General features: G+C 39.4%; 25 protein-coding genes. 11 read left to right on the top strand and 14 right to left on the bottom strand.

Features of this window, described 5'->3' with window-relative positions:
• Position 1: 1 nt before the first annotated feature.
• Entirely contained in the window at positions 2 to 922 is a 921-nt protein-coding gene (locus tag RCP16_RS13095; RefSeq protein WP_308640487.1) for a response regulator, read from the top strand.
• Between the two features lie 111 nt (positions 923 to 1,033).
• Here the strand turns inward: RCP16_RS13095 and RCP16_RS13090 are convergent, their stop codons facing one another.
• The 3 genes from RCP16_RS13090 to RCP16_RS13080 form a co-directional block, all read right to left on the bottom strand.
• Positions 1,034 to 1,831, bottom strand: a complete 798-nt coding sequence (locus tag RCP16_RS13090) for a Cof-type HAD-IIB family hydrolase (RefSeq protein ID WP_308640486.1) — start codon at positions 1,829 to 1,831, stop codon at positions 1,034 to 1,036.
• 30 nt (positions 1,832 to 1,861) lie between these two features.
• Positions 1,862 to 2,863: a lipoate--protein ligase gene (gene lplA / locus RCP16_RS13085; RefSeq protein ID WP_308640485.1), complete on the bottom strand. Its 1,002-nt coding sequence runs from the start codon at positions 2,861 to 2,863 to the stop codon at positions 1,862 to 1,864.
• 616 nt (positions 2,864 to 3,479) lie between these two features.
• The gene (locus tag RCP16_RS13080) at positions 3,480 to 5,171 is read right to left on the bottom strand and encodes a methyl-accepting chemotaxis protein (protein ID WP_308640484.1); all 1,692 of its coding nucleotides are present in this window, start codon (positions 5,169 to 5,171) and stop codon (positions 3,480 to 3,482) included.
• 511 nt (positions 5,172 to 5,682) lie between these two features.
• On the opposite strand from RCP16_RS13080, the gene RCP16_RS13075 reads away from it, so the two are divergent.
• A complete protein-coding gene (locus RCP16_RS13075; RefSeq protein ID WP_308640483.1) occupies positions 5,683 to 7,080 on the top strand; it encodes an L-cystine transporter in 1,398 nt (465 codons plus the stop codon).
• 302 nt (positions 7,081 to 7,382) lie between these two features.
• Positions 7,383 to 8,138 carry a queuosine precursor transporter gene (locus RCP16_RS13070; protein ID WP_273593482.1) on the top strand — a complete coding sequence of 252 codons (756 nt, stop codon included), beginning with the start codon at positions 7,383 to 7,385 and terminating at the stop codon, positions 8,136 to 8,138.
• A gap of 155 nt (positions 8,139 to 8,293) precedes the next feature.
• Here the strand turns inward: RCP16_RS13070 and RCP16_RS13065 are convergent, their stop codons facing one another.
• Positions 8,294 to 9,382: a M24 family metallopeptidase gene (locus RCP16_RS13065; RefSeq protein WP_069327191.1), complete on the bottom strand. Its 1,089-nt coding sequence runs from the start codon at positions 9,380 to 9,382 to the stop codon at positions 8,294 to 8,296.
• Positions 9,383 to 9,606: 224 nt separating this feature from the next.
• A complete protein-coding gene (locus RCP16_RS13060) occupies positions 9,607 to 10,113 on the bottom strand; it encodes a DinB family protein (protein WP_069327192.1) in 507 nt (168 codons plus the stop codon).
• A gap of 223 nt (positions 10,114 to 10,336) precedes the next feature.
• Between RCP16_RS13060 and RCP16_RS13055 the strand changes: the two genes are divergently transcribed.
• Genes RCP16_RS13055 through RCP16_RS13045 form a run of 3 tightly spaced genes read left to right on the top strand, consistent with a single transcriptional unit; the run spans position 10,337 to position 12,211 of the window.
• Positions 10,337 to 11,305: a DUF4261 domain-containing protein gene (locus RCP16_RS13055; protein WP_308640482.1), complete on the top strand. Its 969-nt coding sequence runs from the start codon at positions 10,337 to 10,339 to the stop codon at positions 11,303 to 11,305.
• A 9-nt stretch (positions 11,306 to 11,314) separates the two neighbouring features.
• Entirely contained in the window at positions 11,315 to 11,815 is a 501-nt protein-coding gene (locus RCP16_RS13050) for a hypothetical protein (protein WP_069327194.1), read from the top strand.
• Positions 11,816 to 11,839: 24 nt separating this feature from the next.
• The gene (locus RCP16_RS13045; RefSeq protein ID WP_069327195.1) at positions 11,840 to 12,211 is read left to right on the top strand and encodes an immunity protein PIM1 family protein; all 372 of its coding nucleotides are present in this window, start codon (positions 11,840 to 11,842) and stop codon (positions 12,209 to 12,211) included.
• 65 nt (positions 12,212 to 12,276) lie between these two features.
• Here RCP16_RS13045 and RCP16_RS13040 read toward each other — a convergent pair whose 3' ends face one another.
• Both RCP16_RS13040 and RCP16_RS13035 read right to left on the bottom strand, forming a co-directional pair.
• Entirely contained in the window at positions 12,277 to 12,699 is a 423-nt protein-coding gene (locus tag RCP16_RS13040; RefSeq protein ID WP_069327196.1) for a threonine/serine exporter family protein, read from the bottom strand.
• Positions 12,700 to 12,728: 29 nt separating this feature from the next.
• Positions 12,729 to 13,454 carry a threonine/serine exporter family protein gene (locus RCP16_RS13035; protein ID WP_137222498.1) on the bottom strand — a complete coding sequence of 242 codons (726 nt, stop codon included), beginning with the start codon at positions 13,452 to 13,454 and terminating at the stop codon, positions 12,729 to 12,731.
• Between the two features lie 102 nt (positions 13,455 to 13,556).
• Here RCP16_RS13035 and RCP16_RS13030 point away from each other — a divergent pair, with 102 nt between their 5' ends.
• From RCP16_RS13030 to RCP16_RS13015, 4 genes are all read left to right on the top strand, one after another.
• Positions 13,557 to 14,081 (top strand): hypothetical protein, encoded by a 525-nt coding sequence (locus RCP16_RS13030; protein WP_308640481.1) that lies wholly within the window; start codon positions 13,557 to 13,559, stop codon positions 14,079 to 14,081.
• Positions 14,082 to 14,129: 48 nt separating this feature from the next.
• A complete protein-coding gene (locus RCP16_RS13025; RefSeq protein WP_083243431.1) occupies positions 14,130 to 14,837 on the top strand; it encodes a DUF4241 domain-containing protein in 708 nt (235 codons plus the stop codon).
• A gap of 101 nt (positions 14,838 to 14,938) precedes the next feature.
• Positions 14,939 to 15,376, top strand: coding sequence for an HD domain-containing protein (locus RCP16_RS13020; RefSeq protein ID WP_308640480.1), 438 nt, complete (start codon positions 14,939 to 14,941; stop codon positions 15,374 to 15,376).
• Positions 15,373 to 16,116, top strand: coding sequence for an HAD family hydrolase (locus RCP16_RS13015; RefSeq protein WP_308640479.1), 744 nt, complete (start codon positions 15,373 to 15,375; stop codon positions 16,114 to 16,116). Before RCP16_RS13020 ends, RCP16_RS13015 begins: the two co-directional genes overlap by 4 nt.
• Positions 16,117 to 16,196: 80 nt before the next feature.
• Here the strand turns inward: RCP16_RS13015 and RCP16_RS13010 are convergent, their stop codons facing one another.
• Entirely contained in the window at positions 16,197 to 17,183 is a 987-nt protein-coding gene (locus RCP16_RS13010; RefSeq protein WP_069327200.1) for a Gfo/Idh/MocA family protein, read from the bottom strand.
• A gap of 277 nt (positions 17,184 to 17,460) precedes the next feature.
• On the opposite strand from RCP16_RS13010, the gene RCP16_RS13005 reads away from it, so the two are divergent.
• Positions 17,461 to 18,117 carry a cyclodeaminase/cyclohydrolase family protein gene (locus tag RCP16_RS13005; RefSeq protein WP_308640478.1) on the top strand — a complete coding sequence of 219 codons (657 nt, stop codon included), beginning with the start codon at positions 17,461 to 17,463 and terminating at the stop codon, positions 18,115 to 18,117.
• Positions 18,118 to 18,213: 96 nt separating this feature from the next.
• Here the strand turns inward: RCP16_RS13005 and RCP16_RS13000 are convergent, their stop codons facing one another.
• From RCP16_RS13000 to RCP16_RS12975, 6 genes are all read right to left on the bottom strand, one after another.
• Positions 18,214 to 18,723 carry a DUF6985 domain-containing protein gene (locus RCP16_RS13000; RefSeq protein ID WP_308640477.1) on the bottom strand — a complete coding sequence of 170 codons (510 nt, stop codon included), beginning with the start codon at positions 18,721 to 18,723 and terminating at the stop codon, positions 18,214 to 18,216.
• A gap of 5 nt (positions 18,724 to 18,728) precedes the next feature.
• A complete protein-coding gene (speD, locus tag RCP16_RS12995) occupies positions 18,729 to 19,550 on the bottom strand; it encodes an adenosylmethionine decarboxylase (RefSeq protein WP_069327202.1) in 822 nt (273 codons plus the stop codon).
• A gap of 391 nt (positions 19,551 to 19,941) precedes the next feature.
• Positions 19,942 to 20,457, bottom strand: coding sequence for a hypothetical protein (locus RCP16_RS12990; protein ID WP_137222140.1), 516 nt, complete (start codon positions 20,455 to 20,457; stop codon positions 19,942 to 19,944).
• A 113-nt stretch (positions 20,458 to 20,570) separates the two neighbouring features.
• Positions 20,571 to 21,599: an RluA family pseudouridine synthase gene (locus tag RCP16_RS12985; RefSeq protein ID WP_308640476.1), complete on the bottom strand. Its 1,029-nt coding sequence runs from the start codon at positions 21,597 to 21,599 to the stop codon at positions 20,571 to 20,573.
• A 37-nt stretch (positions 21,600 to 21,636) separates the two neighbouring features.
• Entirely contained in the window at positions 21,637 to 22,998 is a 1,362-nt protein-coding gene (locus RCP16_RS12980; protein ID WP_308640475.1) for a HAMP domain-containing sensor histidine kinase, read from the bottom strand.
• Positions 22,998 to 23,741 (bottom strand): response regulator transcription factor, encoded by a 744-nt coding sequence (locus RCP16_RS12975; RefSeq protein WP_069327205.1) that lies wholly within the window; start codon positions 23,739 to 23,741, stop codon positions 22,998 to 23,000. Before RCP16_RS12975 ends, RCP16_RS12980 begins: the two co-directional genes overlap by 1 nt.
• Positions 23,742 to 23,875: the final 134 nt, after the last annotated feature.

The raw sequence follows: 23,875 nt of genomic DNA, 5'->3' as shown, positions 1-23,875 counted from the left end.
GATGGCTTTATCTTTTTGTATTGTAGATGATGATCCAGCAACTCGTGCTATGCTTGAGAATATCATCAAAGAAAGTCAGCTTGGCGAAGTGATCGGTACAGCGCGAGGTGGAGAAGAAGGTACACGTATTATTTTGGAGACACATCCTGATGTGGTCTTAATCGATTGGTTGATGCCCGATCAAGATGGATTAGAAACGATTATGCAATTGAAGCGTCAAGGTTATCATGGCAAATACGTGATGATCTCACAGATCGAAAATCAAGAAATGGTTGGCGAAGCTTATCAATCTGGGATTGAATTTTTTATTCGAAAGCCTATTAACCGTATTGAAGTTGAATCTGTTCTTTCCCGAGTGACCGAGCATACAGAGATTAAGCACTATTTGAATGAGTTAAAATCTTCTTTGTCCAAACTCGATACACTCAGTCAGCTCTCGCCCAATACGGCGTCTTCCACATCAATAAAACCACGAACTGTAGATGATATGGTGCGACCGATTTATATGAATCTAGGCATTGTTGGCGAATCCGGTTGTGGTGATTTGACAGCGATTATGGAAATATTACTTGAACAGCAGGGAAAACCGGGTTCATTCCCACCGCTGCGACAATTGTATGAAGCCGCAGCTGGCCGTTATAAGCATACGCCGCGTGAAGTGGATAAAGAAGCTAAGGCGATTGAGCAACGTATCAGAAGAACAGTCACGACTGCACTTAATCATTTAGCATCAATAGGGCTGACCGACTACGGCAATCCTAAGTTTGAACATTATGCTCCGCTTTATTTTGACTTTGAAGATATTCGTGCCAAAATGAAAGAGATTGATGAAGAACGGGATGATGGTAAAAGCAAAGTCAGTATCAAAAAGTTTTTGCAAGTCTTGTATCTGGAAGCATTGGATCAGATGAAAAATAGATAAATGAAGAGTATGTAAAAAAGCACCTTCCGAAGAGTATAGGATTATCTAGCATATATTACGCAGATGATCCTATACTCCTTGGCAAGGTGCTTCTTTGGTAGCTATTACAGATTAAGCGTTAAGAATAAATTTCTCAATCACTTCTTTAACACCGTCTTCGTTATTGCTAGCTGAAATATAATCAGCGATATCTTTGAGCGGTTGAATGGCATTACCCATCGCTACACCTAGACCTGCAACTTCTAACATTTCATGATCGTTCCATGAATCGCCTACAGCAATTGCATCTTTTAGATCACAATTGAAATAATCAGCAAGGAAAGTAAGCGCTGCGCCTTTGGTTCCTTCTTTGTGCATAATTTCAAGGAATTGAGGTTTGGACTTGGTAATATGAACATTATCGCCAAGCAATTCACGTAAGATCGGTTGTAATTCGTCCAAGAATGCAGGATCATCAATAATTAGCATCTTAGGTGTAGGTTGCTCGATCAATTTGTTGAAATCCGGTTCGATATGATACTGAGTACCATTCAAAGTTGCATAATCAATCAAATGTTGATTCACTTCACGAGCATATAATTTATCATCAATATAGGTTTGCAAATGCAAATTATGTTCGATGCAATATTCGAATAATTTACGAGCAGCTTCGATCGGCACATAACGCTCATACAGTACTTTTTCATCCATCAAGTTTTTGACTAAAGCCCCTTGATACGTAATGATCGGTACATTAAGACCTGTTTGACGAGCGATAGCTTGAGCAGATGCATACGCACGACCTGTTGCTAGTGTAACAACCACATCTTTAGCGACAGCTTGTTCTAGGGCCGTCTGTGTAGCCGGTGTAACTTCTTTATTATCGTTGATCAGTGTATCATCAATATCGATGGCGATTAATTTATACATGTAGGTAACTCTCCTTTTATCTATCTCATTCTAGTCTTGCAAAAATACCAATCCCACAAACTCTTCTAATTCAATATTTCCAAAATAGTGCTTAATATCTGTACCTGCCAAAGCAGTCTGAACGGCACTCTCTTCATAACGCTGACCACGTAATTTGTTTTCAATATCAGCCACATCACCTATACCGAAAAAGTCACCATAGATTTTGATCTCATGAATATGACCATCTTTGATATCCATACGTAGATCAATAATCCCTACAGGGAATTTGCGAGTGTGCTTGATATTGGATTCTGGTGATTGACCATAATTCCAATCCCAATTACGATAACGTTCCGCCGAGATTTCATGGATTTTTTTCCAATCGTCTTCTGTCAGTACATATTGAGGAACTTCTGAAGGTTCTACACCAAAAATATGACGCAAAATATCGTCACGGAATTGATCCATGGTTAAAGGTCTTTCCAAAAATTCAGTAATATTAGCGACACGACTGCGTACTGACTTGGTGCTTTTTGATTTGAACTTTTCTGGATTCACTTTAAGCGCAGATTGCACATTATCCAGTTCTGAATCAAACATCAGTGTACCATGGCTAAACATCCGTCCACGTGTCGAAAATTGAGCATTTCCCGAAATTTTGCGTTCGCCCACTTGAAGATCGTTACGTCCTGATAATTCGGCATTTACGCCAAATTGGTGCAATGCTTCGACAACAGGCTGGGTAAATTTACGGAAATTATGGAACGATTGACCGTCATCTTTGGTCAAAAAGCTAAAACTTAAGTTGCCTAGATCGTGATACACTGCTCCACCACCGGAAAGACGACGTACCACATGAATATTGTTTTCTTTGACATATTCAGCGTTAATCTCTTCGATCGTGTTCTGATGTTTACCGATAATGATCGAGGGTTCGTTAATATAAAAAAGCAGGTAGCTATCATCCATTGGCAAATGTTTCAGTACAAATTCTTCGATTGCCAGATTGATGGTTGGATCGTGAATTCCCTGATTATCAATAAAAAGCATGATTCTTCCTCCGTTTGTACTCATCATTAACAGATTTTTATCAAAAAAGATGATAAATAGCCTGCTTTCTTATTGTAAACCAAACATTATGAAAATATAAGGGGGAAGGATTGAAGGGGGAGTGGTGGGAGAGCTGCGGGGATCGGTTCTTCTTGTCGTCGCTGTTGTAAAGGAATCCCTTGAATAACCGCTGGGCGGTAGGTATTCCTTTACAAAGGCGAGCGCTACGCTCTTTCAGAAGAACCGATCCCCTCCGCAACTGTGGTTAGGGAGGCAATCCTAGTCCCAGGGGAGGGAGGAGTAGAAAAGAGTAGTTAGTAAGAAGTGCGAGAAGAGATTAGATTGGTTAGGAAGTTTAAGGATGATGAAGTGGTGGATTGGCGAAGGGAAAGGTGAATAGTAAAAAAGATAAATTTAAGAGGTAAGGATACAAGAGATTGTGGTAGGGATTAGTAAAGGAATAGGAAGGATGTGACTTTTTGAGGAGAGTAGTGAAAGCAGGAGAATTATGAAAAAAAGTAGGTAGCGGTATTAGTATGAAGAAAGCCAGTATAGACTCGGGTGAGCTATACTGGCTTGGGAATGTTTTAAGTATGGAATGGGATATGAGATGGAGTTAGATTTTGAATTTGCTGACGATGTTTTGTAGGGATAGGGCTTCGTTGTTGAGTTCGCGCATGATTTCGACGTAGGCTAGCATTTCGCCGGATTGGCGGTCAGCGTTTTTGGCGATTGCTTTGACGTTGGTCAGGGATTTGTGAGTGATTTCGGCAGTTTCATCTACAGAAGCACTGACTTCTTCAGAACCGGCTGAGATTTCTTGAGTTGCCGCTGAAGCAGATTGAACCGTTTGGTTCGCTAGTTGCATCATTTCAACAAAACGATTGAATGCATCACCTGCTTGTTGTACTAATTCTGTTCCTGATTTCACTTCATTAGTCACACTATCCATCGATTCGGTGGATTTTTGAGATTCTTGACGAATTGATTCGAGTGCTTCTTCGATCTCGTAGGTAGATGCACGAGATTGTTCAGCAAGCTTGCCTACTTCTTGAGCGACGACTGCGAAGCCACGACCATGTTCGCCTGCACGAGCTGCTTCAATCGAAGCATTCAGGGAAAGCATACGGATTTGTTTGGTGATATCGCTCATTGCTACCAGAATCTCACTGATCGATTCCGAACGTTCGATTAATGTTTGTACAGATAATTTGGTGTCCATAACGGCTTTTTCAACAGATCCCATTTGAGTGACTGCTTGTTGAGCCATTTGGTTACCAGTGATTGCACTATCTGAAGCATCACCGATTTGTTCTGAAATTTCAGCTGTAGATGAAGCGATATGCTGGATACCGGTTGTGATTTCTTCCATCGCTCGTGCATTTTCAGAAGTCGTATTAGCAATCATTTCACTACCGGATTCAATACTAGTCACGGATTGAACCGATTGATCGACCATATGTTGCATTTTATTTAATCGTGTAGTTAACGCTTCTGTACCGACAGCTACTTTATCTGAGCTATCTAAGACTTGATGCACCATCGTACGTAAATTTTCGGTCATTAAGCGGAATCCACGAGCTAATTGAGCAATCTCATCATTACCTGTCATTTTGATATCTTGTTGTAAATTACCTTCTGCAACGAGGCGAGTATGACGAACAAGACGTGCAAGTGGAAGGGTGATTTTACGGCTAAATTTGTAAGCGACCCATAGACATACGGCAAGAGCAACAATAGCTACAATCACTGTAGTCCAGATCAGATTCGAAATAATGCTATTTACAAAGCTAGCATCCATACTCGCTGCTACAATTACCGAACTACCGGGTACACGATAATAGTAGGTAACTGTAGAACCAGCATCGGTCTGATAAAGATCTGTTAACAGTTTGCCATCAGTCATCGCTTTATTGATATTGTCGCTTAGTTGAACTTCTTGTTTATCTTTGAAATTTTTGGAGCTATTGGCTACTGCTTCTACAACAGCTTTGGTATCTTCAATTCGAAGTAAGTATAGGTTATCTAGTTGGTAAGCTTGAAGTTGGGTTTCTAAGTATGTTTCGATTTTCATAATTTCGCCACTGTTTCCCTGAGCGGCTTGCATAGCTTGTGTGCTGTCCATGCCTTTGATAATACCATCCATCGCAATATTCAAGACCTGACGGAATTGAGGAACTACATTTTGATTAATTACTCTTTGAGTCATAAAGAAAAAGAAAAGACTGAGTACAATACATACTGCTACTATCAGTGCAGCGAACGTCACCATAATTTTACGACTGATAAATTGATTGATTCTAAACATGCAAACTTGCCCCTTCCCATACTTGAAAAACAGTTACTTTTCTCTCATCCAACATGTAGCTATCTACAGATATAATCAAACTTTTAGCGACGTGACAAAATGTGACACAGAGTCTTATCTGATTCCCATCGAAATACGAAGCAACGTGTACAGTATTTTGAATATTTTAAGCAAAAAGAACTATATTTATTCGACTCCTCCCGGTATTCATCCTATTTCAACAGGTTTTCCTGTAAATATGACATGAATAATTGCGTATATGATCTTAAAGTACTGAGTAAAAAGATTCAAATAATTATCTATATTATATCAATCGACCACTGTTTGAATAGGTATTTTTTCATTTAATTAGTCATAAACCTAATTTTTTTCTATAAAAAGTGCAAAAAATGTAGAAAATACATATTAAAACTATCTTACAAATAACCCTACCTGTTTACTCGACATTATGCTAAAATGAAATGCGACTCAATATTCAGGTCACTACATATATATCAAAAGGGGTGTCAAAATGAATGTTTTGCTAGTTATTGTGAATATAGCTGTTCTGGTATTACTGATTGTTTTATTAGGTTGGATGCAGAAAAAGCATATTTCATTTACAAAGAGAGTATTTACTGGCTTGATTCTGGGGATTGCATACGGCGTAGTATTGCAATGGATTTATAGCCCGGATTCAGAAGTCATTTCAGATTCGATGGAATGGTTCGATCTGATAGGTAGTGGCTATGTTGGGTTACTTCAAATGGTTGTTATTCCACTGATTATGGTCTCGATCATTATGGCGATCCTGAAGCTAAGTGGTAAGCAAAATCTTGGTAAAATCAGTGGTTCTATTATAGGTGTATTGTTATTTACGACAGCGATTGCTTCAGCGATAGGAATTACAGTAGCACTTGGATTCAATCTAACGGCTCTGGATATTCCAGCAGGTGAAGCTGAACAACAACGTGGCGTGATATTGCAAGAACGTCTAGGTGATGTCGAAGATATGTCATTGCCTGCACAGTTACTAGAATTTATTCCGACTAATCCTTTTGCAGATATGACAGGATCTCGTCGTTCTTCTACATTAGCAGTCGTCATTTTCTCCGCTTTTGTTGGAGTTGCAGCACTGGGTCTTATACGCAAAAATCCAAAACAAGGTGAAATGTTCCAGAGTATGATGGGAGCGATCTACGGAGTAGTGATGCAAATGGTCACCATTATTCTACGCTTAACCCCTTATGGTATTCTAGCGCTTATCGCCAAAATGGTTGCCACGACAAGTGGTCAAGAAATACTGAAATTGATTAACTTTGTACTGGCTTCTTATGTGGCTTTGATTGCAATGTTTGTTGTTCATCTCATCATTCTAGCGATCTCAGGTCTTAATCCAATTCAATATGTGAAAAAAATTATTCCAACACTTACTTTTGCATTTACTTCTCGCTCTAGTGCAGCGACGATCCCGATGAATGTAGAAACGCAAACAAAAAAGTTAGGTGTATCGGAAGGGATTGCTAACTTATCTGCGAGCTTTGGAGCTACTATCGGGCAAAATGGTTGCGCAGGTATTTATCCATCAATGCTTGCGATTATGATTGCACCAATGGCAGGCGTGAATCCGTTAGACTGGCAGTTTATTTTGACATTAATTGCAGTGGTAACGGTTAGTTCTTTGGGTGTAGCTGGGGTTGGTGGTGGAGCGACATTTGCAGCGTTGATCGTATTATCTACCATGAATCTACCAGTAGCTTTAGCAGGATTGTTGATTTCTGTAGAGCCTTTAATCGATATGGGACGTACAGCACTGAATGTTAGTGGTTCGATGACTTCAGGTGTACTCAGCAGTAAATGGTTGAAAGAACAAAACAAAGACGTTTACAACCAACCAGATCGTGATCTCGATACTGCGGAAGCTTCATAATTCATAAATATTAATCTATTGAAGTGTACATTGAATAACAGATAAACATTCAAAAGTCTATTCCTTATCATTATGAATAAGGAGTAGACTTTTTGGGCTTTATTGGAGTGTTTGCGTTGATATGACGACTGTTATTTTCAATTCAAAAGAAGATCCATATCGATAATGACATATCATTTATGGAAAAATTAGTGATAATAGTTGGCAGCTTGCTTGCTCATATGATAAAGTAAAACAGGTTTTCAGTGATTGATCCGCGGTTCGTAACCATCCCGCGTTATCAAAACTAGGGGGAAAAGGTCATGTTTAATATATGGTGGGGTATTTTATTTGTTATCGTTAATTATGGTTTGTTTACATTATGTTATCGATTATTTGGGATTAAAGGGATGTATGCTTGGATCGGGGTTGCTACAGTATTAGCGAATATTCAAGTTATTAAAACGATTGAATTATTCGGGATAGCAACAACACTAGGTAATACGATGTATGTCAGTATGTATCTAGCAAGTGATCTATTGAACGAACGATTTGGACCGAAAGTAGCGCGCAAAGCGGTTTGGTTTGGATTTTTCACTTTAATTATGACGACGATTGTTATGAAAATGGCTTTGACTTTCAAAGTTTCTGGAATTGAAGATGCAGATAATGCACAAGTCGCCTTAACGACTATTTTCGATCAATTACCTACATTGGTAGTAGCCAGTCTATCTGCTTATCTAATCAGTCAATTTCTAGATGTACGTCTGTATACGTGGTTGCGTCAATTATTTCCTGCACCGCATCAATTATGGATACGTAATAACGGAAGTACGATGATTAGTTCGTTTGTAGATACGCTTGTATTTTGCAGTATTGCTTTCTTAGGTGTATACGACTGGCAAGTGTGGATTGAAATTTTCTTAACGACATATATTCTTAAATTTGTACTGACAGCAGCAGGAACACCATTTTTATACCTTGCGCGCAGTATGAAAGTAGCCGAAGAAGATAAGCCATTAATGATTAGTTATCAAATTGCCAAAGATAAAGAAGAACAAACCCAAGAACAAGAATGAACAAAATAAGCTCATAGCAAAAGACACGCATACCAGATCAAGTCATACGATCTGTAGCGTGTCTTTTTTGAATAGAACGTGTTAGTTAACGATCTTAATATTGAAAATAAATAGTACTCATTATACGTATTGAATAGATTAAGAGTAGCTGTCGCTTACCCGAGAACGGTTAATTCTTTAGGGAACGAGCTAAGGACTTCAACACCATCAGCAGTTACAATAACATCATCTTCGATGCGTACGCCACCAAGACCCGGAATATAGATACCTGGTTCTACAGTGAACAATACACATTCTTGTAATAGATTTTCATTTTGCCCGTGTACTGAAGGATATTCATGTGTATCCATACCCAGTCCATGACCCAGGCGATGAACAAAACGATCACCGTATCCTGCTTCAGTAATGACATCACGAGCCGCTTTATCAATTGAGGCAAAAGTAACACCGGGCTTGATCGCTTGAATAGCTGCTTCATTCGCCGCTAGAACGGTATGATAGACTTTGTTCAGTTCAGCATCCAGTTCCCCAATAGCGAATGTACGCGTGATATCAGATGCATATCCGTCTGCAAATAATCCTAGATCGAACATTAACAGTTCATTGGCTGCGATTTTACGAGTACCGGGTACACCGTGAGGAAGAGCGGTATTGGAACCAGAAAGAACCATCGTATCAAAAGCAGGCTTTTCTGCACCTACTTTTTTCATCTGGTATTCAAGTTCTGCAACCAATTCAATCTCGGTCACTCCAATACGTACGCTAGACAGACCACGACGTAATACTTCTTCAATCAATTGGATCGAATGTTTCATTCGTTTGACTTCATCCGGTGATTTACGTGATCTCATTGCATTGAGCATACTACCAATATCCTGATACGAAGTCGCTTCTAATACTTCAGACAATTGTTCATATCTCGCTACCGATAAGTTTTCTTTTTCGATACCTAGATTGCCGATACTGCCTTTGACACATTCTTTCAAACGTACATAGGGATTATCTGTATCGGTATGAGTCTCTATGCGTGATACGCTAGAAGCGCTACGAGCTTTGTCCTCATCCAGTGCAGGTAATAATAAAAAGGCTTCGTCTCCATCGGGAATAAAAAGCCCTAAAAAGCGTTCATGTGGATCACTGGCGAATCCAGTGAGATAGTATACGTGTTTGGGATCAGTAATCAATAAGCTATCTAATCCGTTCGTTTGCATATGGCCACGAATTTTGGCGATTCTGTCGTCCATGAGTGTAGTCTCCTTATCGTCTATAGAATGCATTACCAGACTATATCTATTTTAACGTGGAATATCCATTAGGACAAATAGACACAGCATTCACTTCCTTTTAATCAAATAAATAAGATCAATCCTAGACCGTTATTATTGAATGTGAAAATAGTGAATGTAAAAAAGCCTTCTCCATTATAGAGAAGGCTTTGTGTATATATTTAGTATGAAGGAAAAGTAAATTAGTGATATTGAGATAACTCTGCTTCGATTTCTCGCATTTGTTCTAAATGTCGTTGTTCATGAAGTCCAATAAATTCAGTCCATTGTTGTAAAGTCAGTGGCCCGAATATAGGATGATCCATAGTGCGATGTTCCAGCATCACTGGATCTATACTTTCGATCAATTCAGTAAACAGTTCTCGTGAACGCACCAGTCTTGTCTGCAATTCGATTAAGGTACAATGTTTATCTGCGGGTACAAGTGCTAATGGGGCAGGTGTATGACGATTACGATCCAGCGTAAGATGAAACGGAATCGACGGCATAGAAGAAGGAGCAGGATTTTCTTCATCTACTTTTATTCGCAATCGAGCAGTGATTGCCATTTCCATCAGATATAAATGTTCTAACACCTGTGCTATCGTCCATTTATCAGGCTGACTGTGCTCATTCATCACATTTTCATTTAAGGAATGGGCAAAATCCCAGATGTCTTGTCTTACTTTAATGGTGTTGGGATGAATCATATTCATGACCTCCTTGGCTATTAACCTATAAGTATATTTAAACATACTTGAGACTTTACAATCCAATCTTGCCAAATCATAGGTTTACGTTAACCCATAGGAATTGTATGATAAGAGGCGAACATAAGATGATAACTAAATCGTTAAATAAGTGCGCCGTCTACATAAAATTAGGTTAATACTAGTTAAGCGAGCGATTGAGCGAAAGGAGAAAGAATAAACCATGAGTACACACGAATACGATGATAACGAACAAAATGAACAAGCCGATGAGGATTTTGGATTTTTTGATATATATTCTGCCCAACTATTATATCGTACGAAGCCAGCTATTGATCGAGACACCTTGTATGCCAAAGTACAAGAATATACAGGCCCACTGCATACCGTTTTAGATGACCAAGGAGAAGAGCAGGAGGCACTGGCTGTATGGGAAGCAAATCCTACAGATGATCCCAATGCAGAAGCCGATCCGAGAGATCATTATCACTTTTTTCATCTCAATCATATGGTTCACTATGAAGATGGAGATTTACCAGCACAGACCGTATTGATGCCTTCTGAAATGGAGCCTCAAGCTGAATTATATACCACTGCACTGCAACAATCATGGCATTGGCCAGAAGCTTCAGAAGTGCTTCAAGCCTGTGATTATGAACTCATGTTAACGGATATGATGGCAAGAGGGCTAACACATCAGCAACGGCTACAGCTATTTAATCAAGTATTACGTGCTATACTTGAAGTTGCTCCATGTGATGCAATTTACTGGCGTAGTAGTGATAAATTGATGGAACCTACAGCTTTTTTAGCGGCTCTACAAGAAGGACAAGATTTGTATGGAGCATTGAATATTAGATTGTATAATATTCAATCTGAGCAAGAACGTCAAGAGATGGTAATGGATAGTTGTGGATTAGCTGCATTAGGTGTACCGGATGTGCAGTGCCACTTTTATGATATGAATCCAAATGAAGTTGCTGGTTTCTTAATGGATATTTCGCATTATCTATATGAACAAGGCGATATTATTACGGATGGAGAAACGATTGGACAAGATGAAGAACAGCGATGGACCTGTGAGCATCAATTTTCATTGATAGCGCCACGTAGAGTGGTGATTGATCTGAATCCGGGTAATCTCTATTATGCGGGAGTACAGGAATCCAGTCGTTCCCAAAGTCAGGAGTAGATCAAGGTTATGGAATATTACCGTTTGAGCTATGAAGAGAATGATGAGAACTATTATTTTGAGATTAATGAAGAACAGACGGTACTGCGTGAAGTAATCGAAGATGAAGAACGTTGGATTGTATCGAGTCAACGAGATGAAGAATTGCATTTCTGCCTGTATGATCAGCAGTTTGATCAAGATCTGGATCAAGGCGAGCGCAAAGATATCTCTGCTGCTGAATTTGAAGAAGTATGGCAGGAAGCAATGAAACCGTATATGAAAGATTGGGAAAAGACACAACAGATGTTTAAAGTAGGCGATCATGTTAAAGGGATTGTCGAAGTGATCTATCCGCAAGGCATTATTTTGAGCTTACCTAATGATGCACTGGGAATTATTAATGTAGGCGATTGTGTCAAAGGAATCCCGGCAGAAAGCTTATATCCAGGTCATCTGTTAAAAGCAGTCGTTGCTGGATTTGATCATGTGAATCTATGGATCAAGTTAGAGCAAGGGACGGTTGTATAGCGATCGAACCAAAGGAGGCTACTGATGGACAAACAATCGATAGAAACGTTGCAAACCAAACTGCATCAAGGATCATTACTATCTGCTTCATTTCTGCAAGATTTAGATGCTGAGTCTTATCTTGCATATCGAGATCGTGCTGATTTTGATACCGAATGGATAGGAGCATATCAGAAATTACAACGGGACAGTCTGACAGAAGCCGAGCAAGTACAGCTCACTGAATGGAGTCGATTAGCTTTTGTCCATGTGATGCAAGAAGGCGGCGATGCTGATCTAGCGGCTTATGTGAGTGACGATATGGATATGATTTTTACCGCATTTACATTAGAAGTAGAAGATCATTTTATCGATAGATTAGTCGAATCGTATATAGATGAGCGTTTACCTGTATAGTGTCAGTAGACTTGGACTGTATATGGAACGTTGTATATAGATGAGTATAAAAAATACGCCGGGATCTATTTGATCACGCGGCGTATCATTTGATTCAATACTTCGGATAACACAAGACCAAGAGCAATAGCGCCTGATATCATAGCCGCTTGAGCTGCTAATTCCATAGCGACTGAATAATCATTTTCGACGAACTTACGCATCGCATTGTAAGCAAGCCCTCCCGGAACGAGTGGAATAATACCCGCTACACTAAAAATAATGACAGGTGTTTTGTAAATGCGAGCAAAAACCTGACTGATTCCACCTACAATTACCGTCGCAATCAATGAAGCAGACACTGGAGTCAACGATTCATACAGTAGCATATAGACCATCCAGCCTAACATTCCTGATATACCACATTGTAGTAAAGAAGCTCGGGGAGCATTGAAAATAATGCCAAATCCTGCCGAAGCAATAAAGCTGGTGATTAACTGCGCCAGCATAATTCATATAACCTTCTCTCATTCTAAATTCAATAAATAAATGTCAGCACAATCGCTACCCCTGAGCCAGTGGCAAAAGCAGTTAATAGCGCATCGGCTCCTTTGGAAATACCGGATACCAAATGACCTGCCATCAGATCACGAATCGCATTGGTAATAAGAAGACCGGGCACAAGTGGCATAATCGAACCGATAATAATCTTATCCAATTGATTACCCCAACCCCAGTTGATAAAGATAGCCGCCAGTAATCCGATCAGAAAAGCCGCAGATAACTCGGCAAAAAATTTCACTTGTACCCAGCGATGTAAATATAGCGAAGCCGCATAGCCCACACCACCTGCAACCACCGCAGGTAAGAAATCAGCCCAGCTTCCTTGAAACATAATGCTAAAACATCCACTGGCAATTGCAGCAGCGATAATCCGCATACGAACACTATACTCACCGGGTGCCGCCTCGATCACTTTTAACAATTCATAAGCTTCATGTACATTCAGCTCGCCACTACTAATGCGGCGTGATACCAGATTCACCTGTGCAATCTTGTGCAGGTCTGTTGTACGTTCTGCAATTCGTATTAACTTCGCAGGGTCTGTTCCATTTGTAGAAAACATAATCACCGTCGGCGTAACATAACTATGAGATCCAGGAATCCCCAGCGTCTCGGCAATCCGAATCATTGTATCTTCTACACGATACGTTTCCGCACCACTTTGTAACATAATTTTACCGGCAAGCAAACAGGTATCCATAATTTCAAAAATCGCCCGACTGATCGTTGATGGTTGATCCAAAGCTATTCTCCGTTCTCAGCGCTTGGCAGTATAAGCGCGATTCTTCTATTCAAATCAAAAGTGATTTTTGCAGAGCAAAATATCTTACGTCCAGCGCTTGGCAATATAAGCGCGATTTTTCTATTCAAATCAAAAGTGATTTTTGCAGAGCAAAATATCTTACGTCCAGCGCTTGGCAATATAAGCGCGATTCTTCTATTTCAATCAAAAGTGATTTTTGCAGAGCAAAATATCTTACGTCCAGCGCTTGGCAGTATAAGCGCGATTCTTCTATTTCAATCAAAAGTGATTTTTGCAGAGCAAAATATCTTACATCCAGCGCTTGGCAGTATAAGCGCGATTCTTCTATTTCAATCAAAAGTGATTTTTGCAGAGCAAAATATCTTACATCAGCGCTTGGCAGTACAATCACAATTCTTCTATTATTTCATGTTACAGCATCGTATCATATTATGCTTGATTCTACACAATCATTCAATGGAAAATGTGAGGTTTATGCGAGTAATGCAGATATCATGGACAATATCCAAAATTTTTAAGCGAAAATTCAAATTTTTTGCAGAGAACATGTACCGTATTCTTTAAATAGGAGTATAATGGAAAATAATCTACATCTGATTGGAGGAAAAGAAGATGGGCGAGGTTCTTAAAGAAAGTAAGGTGCTGGAAGAAGTTTTCAAAGACGGATTTGCCTTAGAACAAGTCAAATTATGGAGAGGCCAGAGACGTAATCTTGCTTTTTATACCAAGTCTATCGGGGAACTGCGTGTGATAACCGGCAAGATTGTAGCCGATGATCCATACAGCTTGATCGAATCGACACCTTTTGTACAGACTTTCCCCACAGGTTCTTTTCCAATAGAATTATCGATTGCACGTATTACCGATCCTACAGATCGGCATAAAGATCATGTAGATGAACGCATTGCATTTGCACGCATTACCTTTAATTCCAATCCTGTAGCAAGATGGGTAGGCGCAGAGCGTGAAGTTCAAGCCGATGCTAATTTGTATCAGCTCGATGAACATGCACGTTGGGGATATGCAGTCGATTCAGGCACAGGTAGCTTTTTGGATGCTGAAGCGTATGCATGGCTTGCTTTTCAACAAGAACAAGAAAATCCTGAAGTGGCTCAAGAGTTGATGGAAGCATGGGAACTTGCAGCCGAAGAATCATATCTTCATACACGAAGCTGGCTTGTTCAAGAACTGGACAATGGACACAATATTGCACTGTTTTCTAGCGGGTTTGGCAATGGAATTTATCATAGTTATATCGGTTATGATAGTGAAGGCAATTGTGTACAATTGTTAACAGACTTTAATGTATATCCTGATTAAATCATAAAGTGAAGCCGGGTGAAGTGATTCATCCGGCTATACGTGTGTAATAAATAACATGGGTGATATGAAAGTAACCATAAAAAAGGATGTGAATGTCAATGAGTCATTTAGATCGTGCTATTATTCTTGCAACCCGAGCGCATTCCGGACAAATAGACAAATCAGGACTACCTTATATTTTACATCCATTGCGTGTGATGTTAAAAATGACTACAGAAGAAGAACGAATTATTGCTGTATTACATGATGTGTTAGAAGATACAGATGTAACCGCTCATGATCTATCTGCTGAAGGCTTTTCCGATGAAATTGTAGAAGCTGTACAAGCGTTAAGTCGTAGCGAAGACGAGGACTATCATGAATTTGTAAAGCGTGCCAAAAAAAATTCGTTAGCTCGTCCAGTAAAAATTGCTGATATTGAAGATAATATGGACCCATCTCGTATTTTGAGTTCAACCGACAAAGATATGGAACGGATCAGTAAGTATGGCAAAGCACTGGATGAATTAATGACCGAGGAGAATCCGACCCATTGAATCCACAACAAATAGGTATCTTTTTTGACGTTGATGATACATTATACGATCATTTGCAACCGCTGTTCGAAGCGTTGCAACAGGTGATTCCACAGCAACAGGAATCGTTGTCGTATAGTGATGTATATCAACGTTTTCGTTATTATAGTGAAGTATTAGTATCGCCTCAGAATCCTCAGGCGCTTCCTTTAGAAGAAATGCGTTACCAGCGCTTTATATTGACGTTAAAGGAATTTGAAATTGAGATTACGGAAGAACAAGCGAAGCAAATGCAGGCTGTATATATAGGCTCACAGTATAATATTCGTCCTTACGACGGAGTTGTAGAGTTGATTCATGAATTGATGGATCAAGGCTATACAGTTGGTCTATTAACCAACGGTCCTGCGGAGCATCAATGGAAAAAGATTTGCGCATTACATATGGATCAAGTTTTTGCGCGTGATCGAATATTTATTTCAGGTGAAGTGGGTCTAGAAAAACCAGATCCAGCTATATTTAATTATGTTAATCGGTTGACGGATACCACGCCTGAACATAGTTTCTTTATTGGCGATTCGTGGCGTAATGATGTTGTGGGTGCAGTAAGTGCTCACTGGCATATGATCTGGTTCAATGCCCGTCATGCTGCTCGTGAATCAAATCATCAACCGGATACAGAAGCCGTAAATTATACTGAAATTCGTACACAATTGTTAGCGATGATTGCCAAGCAGTTCGATTCATCGTCAATAGATTGAATTTGAAATAAGTAAATTTAAAAAAAGCAAAGACATAGATCATGTCTTTGCTTTTTTTATCTTATTCTGTTAGTTAAGAACTATTTGGAATCAGCAGGGAAGATCAGACCAAGTTGGCGACGAGCTTCGTCCATAATTTCAAACGTAATCAACGAATGTTCCCATGAATTAATACTCGATTGTTGTCTACCTTCTATAATCAGGTTCAAGAATTCACGAATCTCGTAATACATTGGTGGCTCGGATTGACTCACATTAATCTCTTCTTCATATCCTCCACGATACGTAATCGTAATTTGTTGAGGCTCACTGATCTTGTCGATGCGTACACTACCTAATTCGCCTTGAATTTCAGACGGAAGCGAAGAATCGGTGATTTTGGAATACATGACTACAGCATCCATTTCATCATAAGACAAAATAATACTGCCTTCACCATCTACACCGGATTCTAACATGACACCTGTCGCTTTCACTTCATTCGGACGACCGAACATCACTGCAAGCGGATACAGACAATAAACCCCGAGATCCATTAAAGCGCCATTGGAGAATTCAGGTTTGAACGCATTTTGGATATTTCCTTCTTTGTAAGCATCGTAACGAGAAGAATATTGACCATAATTAGCAAAATAACGGCGGACTTGCCCGATACGATACAAATTATCATGAATCGCAATATGATTCGGCATCATCGTTGATTTCATGGCTTCCATCAAAGTAACGTTATTTTGCTTCGCTGCTTCGATCATAGCAGTCACTTCCGTTACATTAGACGCCAGTGGCTTTTCACATAGGACATGCTTGCCATGATTCATACATAGAATCGCTTGCTCGGCATGAAAAGAATTAGGGCTAGCAATATAGACGGCATCTACCTGTCCACTTTCTAGCATAGCTGTAATATCTGTAAACACATGTGGAATATCATGTTTACCACCAAATTGTTCTGCTCGTTCAAGCGTACGTGAGTAAAGGGAAGTAATCTGCAAGTCATCATTACGTTGTGCAGCATCAATAAATCGCTCTGTTATAAAATTAGTGCCTATAATACCAAACCGGATCATGGAATCGTCCTCTCTATTCGTCATATATGGGTACCCCGAAATATGTACGGATACATGTATTCAATATACAATATTATACCCGAGTCACCCGTGATATGACAAAGCATGTTTGAAAAAGAAACAAGATTCATTAGAAGTATCTTATCTAGTTGCTTGATCTGAGTAAATAAACAGTGATATTGATCTTATTCGCCAATCTTTTTGTCGCATAGTAAATGAATCGTCGCCAAACAGGGTAAAATACATCATAAGATGATTTTATCAGGAGGGCATATCAGTGAATACAGAAGTGAATAAAGTATCTTGGGATCAGTCTTTACGTGAAGTGATGGAACAATTAGGTAAAGCAGAACCCACACCCGGTGGAGGTAGTGTATCTGCGATTGTAGCAGCACTAGGTGCAGCAATGACTTCGATGACCGCCCACTTTTCACAAGGCGAAGGATATGAAGACGTGCAAGTAGAAGTGGAACAAGCATTACAAGATATGGCGAAGATCAGAAGTGCTTGTGAACACTTGATGGATGAAGATATGGAATCGTTTGGACAATATATTGAAGCATTGCGACTCCCACATCGTACGGAAAAAGAACAGCATGACCGCAAAGAAACACTTCAGACGATGAAAATCCAATCGATCGATATTCCACTTCAATTAATGGAATGCTGTCTGTATGGTCTATATAGCGCTTCACCGCTGATTGAGATCTGTAATCGAACAGTGCTCTCTGATGTAGGCATTAGTCTTATTTTGTTCGAAGCGGCAGCACAGTCTTTATCGTTAACTGTACAGATTAATCTGGTGACGCTTTCCAATGAAGAACAACAACGTTATTATGAGCAACGTGCAGACCTGTTAATGCAGAAAATAAACAAACTTAAACAAACATTATTAGTACAAGTGCAACAACGTATCGTTAGTGATCATGCATAGACGATCCAAATCATCAAATGGATTTCAAATGTTAAAAAAAGCTCCAAACGGACTCACTGTACCGAAAGGGAGTCGTTTGGAGCTTTTGATGTTTTGTTACAGATTATCGTAATTGTTACCATAGGCAAAGTTAAGTTCATAATTCTGATAATAAGATAATTCTTGCCACGCATCAGGAACTTCGCAACTACCTACATACAAAATCTGCTGATCTCGAATCAACCATTCTAAGCCATGTTCTACTTCCCAATCACAATTGAGCTCTATACGAATAATCGTTTCTGTCCGTTCTGGATCGATCTCTATCGTCAGATCAACAGGTTCGATATACTGTAAAATGTCCTCTGGTTGTTGAATAGACGGACACTCTTGATCGCCTACATAATCGCAGAAGCTTTTGCAATAATCCCATGAGAATTGAAATAACTTAGCAAGGATATCCTTATCTAAATGATTGAACGTTTGAACGACTTTTTCTACGGCTTCTGTAGAAATCTCTAGATCACGAACATAGACGTTCATGTATTGCCCGAAGAGAGGGGCATAGAATTCTGCGTCCCAATCTTCTTTATGATATTGGATCTTTCGTAGAATAGCTTCACTCATAGTGACTAGACCGAACGATCTGTATTCATATTTTTAGCGTAATAGATTTCGTCCATTTCCATTTTGAGACGTTGAGTGATTTGATCTTGATCTTCTTCAGTCAATGTTTCTTTGGTATAGCCGAACAAATAATTATCCAGATCGAATTTTTTTAATTTACATTTCGTATGGAAAATATTTTCTTGATAGACGTTCACATCGATCATATCGTATGTGTCTTTGATCTCAGATGGAATGTAGTTCTGAATAGAACTAATATCATGATCGATAAAGAGTTTATGTCCATGAATATCGCGCGTAAATCCGCGTACCCGATAATCCATTGTCATAATATCAGTATCAAAAGAGTGAATGAGGAAGTTTAGCGCTTTAAGTGGTGAAATCTCGCCACAAGTAGATACATCAACATCCGCACGGAACGTACTGATACCTTCATCAGGATGATATTCAGGATACGTATGCACGGTAATATGACTTTTATCCAGATGCATGAGTACATGCTCTGGTAATGGACCAGGTGATTCTTCGAAAGAAGCGTTAGGTGCTGTCTCTACCGGACCTTCAGAGATCAACATCGTTACACTTGCACCTTGTGGAATATAATCTTGCTTCGCCACATTCAGCACATGAGCTCCAATAATATCACATACATTCGTTAAGATTTTGCCCAAACGATCTGCATTGTATTGTTCATCAATATAAGCCAAATATGCTTCACGCTCTTCTTTCGTGCGTGTATAACAAATATCGTACATATTAAAGCTTAATGATTTAGTCAAGTTGTTAAAATTATGAAGCTGAATTCGCTGTTGCGGTGTCAATCCCATTTGTATTCCCCCTCAGTGTTGATCTCCATAGAAATGGCGATAAAATGCTATTTTAACGATGATTCTATATGTCTTATTAGTATATACAGTGATGTTGTACTTTTAATAAGGAAAGAATCAAATACTTTTACTATACCCAATCTGTACATATAAAAACAGCAGGCACTAAAACCTATATTATAACATAACACTCCATATGGATATATCTGCACTAGAAAAACCGATTTTATTTTCTCTGTCAATGAAGTGTGTAAAGTGTAGAATAAAAGTAGAACGTACATCAAGCCTATATTTAGAGCGTTCTATAACAACTTTAATAACAAAAAGACCATTTCCTTTAACGTACAAAGAAAATGGTCTTTTGCTGTAACGTAAACATTCACTATCAAAATTAAGCTTGAGTCTGTGGCTTAAATCCTTCGTCTTTGAGATAGTTGCCTGCTTCACTACGAGATTCGAAAGCCATATCTAAATTCAGACCTGAATACACGCACCACATCTCATCTTCATATTTCAGCGTTAAAATATGTCCATCTTCATCGATCCATGTACCGCCTGTAGAAGTGGTAGTAGCTAATTTGAAAGAAGCTGTAGCTTCTGCTTGCTCTTTCGATTCTACTGCTTTGTGGTTATATGACATCGCTTTGATCGTTTCATCTAATAATGTGCGTAATTGTTCTTCTGAATAATCACGGATATTGACGAATCCTTTATCATCAGTTTGGTAGTTATGCAGTAGACCCGCATAAATGTAACCATTACCGTTCGGATGAATATGGAAAGCGACAATCTTTTTCTCATAGGCACTGTCTTCATAATGGAAATTCACACGACCGAGAGAAACATCTTTGCGTTGCAATTGCGGATACGATTGTAGCAGTTCAAGCTTTTGTTCAAAATTAAGCATAATTGCCTCCTGTGAGTGTTGAGTAGTGGTGATTATAACATAGATAAAAAGCGATAAGCATTAAAAAACAGGTGCAATTCAGCACCTGTTTTCGTAACAGCATACATGATGACTTATTTGGATTCAGGTGCATCTTTAAAAGGATGCTTGAAGCTTTTAGGAATATCCGTTTCGAAGCGCATCGTTTCACCTGTTACTGGATGAATAAAGGAGAGTACGCGTGCATGGAGTCCAAGACGACCCACACCTTGAGCACGAGCACCGTACTTTTTGTCACCTACGATAGGATGTCCTAGATCTTCCATATGAACACGAATCTGATTTTTGCGTCCTGTTTCTAAGCGAACTTCTAATAAGGAGTATTCTCTTGTTTTTTGCAATCGTTTGAAATGAGTGACTGCATGTTGCCCACCATTATCATGCGAGTTGGAGAACATTTTGAGCGTTTTGCTTTCTTTCAGCCAAGAGGAGATCGTTCCTTCAGGCTTTTTCACTTCGCCTTCAACAAGAGCCACATAAGTACGTTCTTCTACGCTCTCACGCCATGTGTTCTGCAATTGTTGTTGAACATCATGAGATTTGGCAAACATCATGACACCGGATGTATCTCGATCTAACCGATGAACCACAAAGATACGTTGCTCAGGATCAGTCGCACGAACATGCTCGGTTAATTGACGATAAGCAGTGACATCTTTTTCTTTATCTGATGCAATCGAGAGTAGTCCAGCATCTTTGTGAATCACAATTAAATGCTCATCTTCAAACATAATCGATAGACCGACCATAGCAGGTGCGGCAACCGGTGGTTCTTTATGAACCATCACTTCTTGACCGGGACGAAGCATATGATTGTACGCTGTAACGGTTCTTTCATTAATAATGACCTGACCACGCGCCAATATCGATTTCACCGAGTTACGGCTGATATTTGTAAGATTGTCCAGTAAAAAAGGAAGAAGTTCTGTCGCTTCTTTGACTGTATAGATCGTAGGTGGAATCGGTTTACTGCGATAGGAACCATTGCGAGAAGACGCGCTTTTCGCTTTGGATGCATGAGCGGTCGGTTTACCTTTATGACCGGATTTTGTTGGTTTTGAGCGATTTGAAGATGAATTTGAACGGGAATTATTCTTTTGCATAAGCTGTAAGCCTCCTGTAATTAACCCCTTCACTATATCATGGAGAAAGTGATCTTGCACCCGTATTTGTTAATTCTGTGCTTTTGGGCAAGATTAAGCTAAATCTAGCGCCTCCAAGTGGGGAAGAAGTGCATACGAGCTCTGCTTGTAAATGGGAAGAAATTTGCTGACAGATCGCCAGTCCTAGACCGGTCACTCCACTTTTACCTGTATAAAAGCGTTGAAAAATCTGTTGTTGCTCTTCGCTGGATAATCCTTCACCATCATCGTCGATATGAATACGACAGATCTCATGATCATCAGACACTTCAATCGTCAATTGTACTTGTGTAGCGGTATGACGAATAGCATTTTGAAGCAAATTCAGCAAGATCTGAAATACCTGTTCCGCAGCAATAGTGATCATCAGCGAAGGGCCTATTAATTGTAGCTGTATATTACGCGGTTGCGCCGCTGGTAATAGTAAATGAATCGCTTCTTCTGCCATCGTTTTGAGATCAATCGTAGTCTGTTGCCATACTTCATCGACACTTTCGAGTCGAGATAATTGCAGTAATTTCTCAACCATATGAATTAATCGCTTCGATTGAGTGGTGATAATCTCTAACCCTTGCTCTGTGGTAACCACTTGATCCTGAATCGCATACACATATCCTTGAATCGACATCAATGGTGTTTTGAGTTCATGTGATACATTTTGCAGAAATTCAATCTGATATTGATGCTGTCGTTGTAATCGATTGGCCATCAATTGAAAAGTACTGATTAATTCGCCAATTTCGGTATGATCAGCTTGTAAAAAGTGCTCGTTCGGCTGTAAATGAGGTTCATACCGACTTACCGCTTCTTTTAAACGATTCAGTGGTTGTACCATACGCCAGACAGCGAACAAAGCGATAAACAAAATAACGATAAAACTAGCGCCTATTGATAACAAAGTCGTGCGTAGTAAAGGGATATATAGTGCACGTACTGATGATAAAGGAGAATATAGAATCACGCGAAAAGGCTGATGGTTTAATTGAGCTTCGCTATACAACACTTTGCTACCATTTAACTGCATATATCCTTGATGATTGCTGGAAAAGTTTTTGAGGATTTTCCCATTGTTTTGAGTGTCGCTGGAAGTAACAATTTTATTGTTTTTATCAAGTACAAAATAGTCTGCGTAAAACAAAATGTCTTTAATAAAAAAGCGGAAATCTGTGCTATCCAATCCGTCAATATCTTGATCTTTCAAAATATGTGCTGCTTTGATCGTCTGAGCAGATAACTGCTGTTTCACTTGATTGAGTAAAATATCATCCATTAATTGCACGAAGAAAAAGACGGTAATGGCTACCGTCATCAGCATACCTACACAGAGGGACAGCAACATTTTGCCACGAATCGTTTTCATTATTCATGAATAGCGGCTTTGTAGCCGAATCCCCATACGGTATCAATCGTAAGTGTCGATTGGTATTGGACTAGCTTTTTGCGTATCCGTTTGACCAGATCATCAACCACCCGTAATTCGCCGAAAAAATCATAATTCCATACTTGCTGAATCAATTGCTCTCTACTGAATGGACGCTGTACATGGGTCGCCAAAAATAATAACAATTCAAATTCGCGTGAGGTAAAATACAATTCATTATTTTGAATGAGTACTTGCCGAAATTCTTCTGAAATGGATAGATTGCCTGCATAGACATAAGAGGTAGACGTGTCAGGTACGGTTGGGGGAGTCATATCTGCAACATTAGATAGACTGATCGAGTTGCTTGTACGTTTGCCAGTGTCGATTAAGCGTAGCATTGCTTTTACACGGGCAACCAATTCGCGTGGATTGAAAGGTTTGCTCAAAAAGTCATTGCAACCTAACTCCAATCCATTGATTCGATCCACTTCTTCACCCCGCGCTGAGATCATAATAATAGGAATACCTGTAAATGTACGAAGTTCTGTTAATAAGGTAAGCCCATCAATACCGGGCATCATAATATCCAAAATCAAACAGTCCGGATGTTCATGCTGTACATGTTCAATTAATTGTTGTCCATGCGCATACGAGAACACTTCATACTGTTCTTTGCGTAAATATTCAGAAATTAATTGCAAAATAGACGGATCATCATCGACAACAAATAGTTTGGTCATAGGGGGAACTCCTTATCATTCCAGAAATATAAATGTTCTTATTCTTAATGTAGCAGAGCGGTATATATAATATCAAAGTTCGCTAAAGCAAAAAGACAGGATCTGCTAGGCAGTCCCCGTCTTTAAGAGTGAGT

It is taken from the genome of Paenibacillus nuruki (genome assembly GCF_963311185.1).
In the GTDB taxonomy this organism is placed as follows: domain Bacteria; phylum Bacillota; class Bacilli; order Paenibacillales; family Paenibacillaceae; genus Saccharibacillus; species Saccharibacillus nuruki.
Note: the sequence above shows the minus strand (reverse complement) of the source record. Positions and strands in the feature narration are given on the sequence as shown.

Coding starts and splice junctions, on each gene's coding strand:
- lplA (WP_308640485.1), bottom strand. CDS start 2,863: ATGCTTTTTATTGATAATCAGGGAATTCACGATCCAACCATCAATCTG.
- RCP16_RS13000 (WP_308640477.1), bottom strand. CDS start 18,723: ATGAGTGAAGCTATTCTACGAAAGATCCAATATCATAAAGAAGATTGG.
- RCP16_RS13035 (WP_137222498.1), bottom strand. CDS start 13,454: ATGGATACCTGTTTGCTTGCCGGTAAAATTATGTTACAAAGTGGTGCG.
- RCP16_RS13040 (WP_069327196.1), bottom strand. CDS start 12,699: ATGCTGGCGCAGTTAATCACCAGCTTTATTGCTTCGGCAGGATTTGGC.
- RCP16_RS12975 (WP_069327205.1), bottom strand. CDS start 23,741: ATGACCAAACTATTTGTTGTCGATGATGATCCGTCTATTTTGCAATTA.
- RCP16_RS13090 (WP_308640486.1), bottom strand. CDS start 1,831: ATGTATAAATTAATCGCCATCGATATTGATGATACACTGATCAACGAT.
- RCP16_RS13020 (WP_308640480.1), top strand. CDS start 14,939: ATGAGTCATTTAGATCGTGCTATTATTCTTGCAACCCGAGCGCATTCC.
- RCP16_RS13055 (WP_308640482.1), top strand. CDS start 10,337: ATGAGTACACACGAATACGATGATAACGAACAAAATGAACAAGCCGAT.
- RCP16_RS12990 (WP_137222140.1), bottom strand. CDS start 20,457: ATGCTTAATTTTGAACAAAAGCTTGAACTGCTACAATCGTATCCGCAA.
- RCP16_RS12985 (WP_308640476.1), bottom strand. CDS start 21,599: ATGCAAAAGAATAATTCCCGTTCAAATTCATCTTCAAATCGCTCAAAA.
- speD (WP_069327202.1), bottom strand. CDS start 19,550: ATGGGATTGACACCGCAACAGCGAATTCAGCTTCATAATTTTAACAAC.
- RCP16_RS13075 (WP_308640483.1), top strand. CDS start 5,683: ATGAATGTTTTGCTAGTTATTGTGAATATAGCTGTTCTGGTATTACTG.
- RCP16_RS13080 (WP_308640484.1), bottom strand. CDS start 5,171: ATGTTTAGAATCAATCAATTTATCAGTCGTAAAATTATGGTGACGTTC.
- RCP16_RS13010 (WP_069327200.1), bottom strand. CDS start 17,183: ATGATCCGGTTTGGTATTATAGGCACTAATTTTATAACAGAGCGATTT.
- RCP16_RS13060 (WP_069327192.1), bottom strand. CDS start 10,113: ATGATTCATCCCAACACCATTAAAGTAAGACAAGACATCTGGGATTTT.
- RCP16_RS13045 (WP_069327195.1), top strand. CDS start 11,840: ATGGACAAACAATCGATAGAAACGTTGCAAACCAAACTGCATCAAGGA.
- RCP16_RS13070 (WP_273593482.1), top strand. CDS start 7,383: ATGTTTAATATATGGTGGGGTATTTTATTTGTTATCGTTAATTATGGT.
- RCP16_RS12980 (WP_308640475.1), bottom strand. CDS start 22,998: ATGAAAACGATTCGTGGCAAAATGTTGCTGTCCCTCTGTGTAGGTATG.
- RCP16_RS13095 (WP_308640487.1), top strand. CDS start 2: ATGGCTTTATCTTTTTGTATTGTAGATGATGATCCAGCAACTCGTGCT.
- RCP16_RS13025 (WP_083243431.1), top strand. CDS start 14,130: ATGGGCGAGGTTCTTAAAGAAAGTAAGGTGCTGGAAGAAGTTTTCAAA.
- RCP16_RS13065 (WP_069327191.1), bottom strand. CDS start 9,382: ATGGACGACAGAATCGCCAAAATTCGTGGCCATATGCAAACGAACGGA.
- RCP16_RS13050 (WP_069327194.1), top strand. CDS start 11,315: ATGGAATATTACCGTTTGAGCTATGAAGAGAATGATGAGAACTATTAT.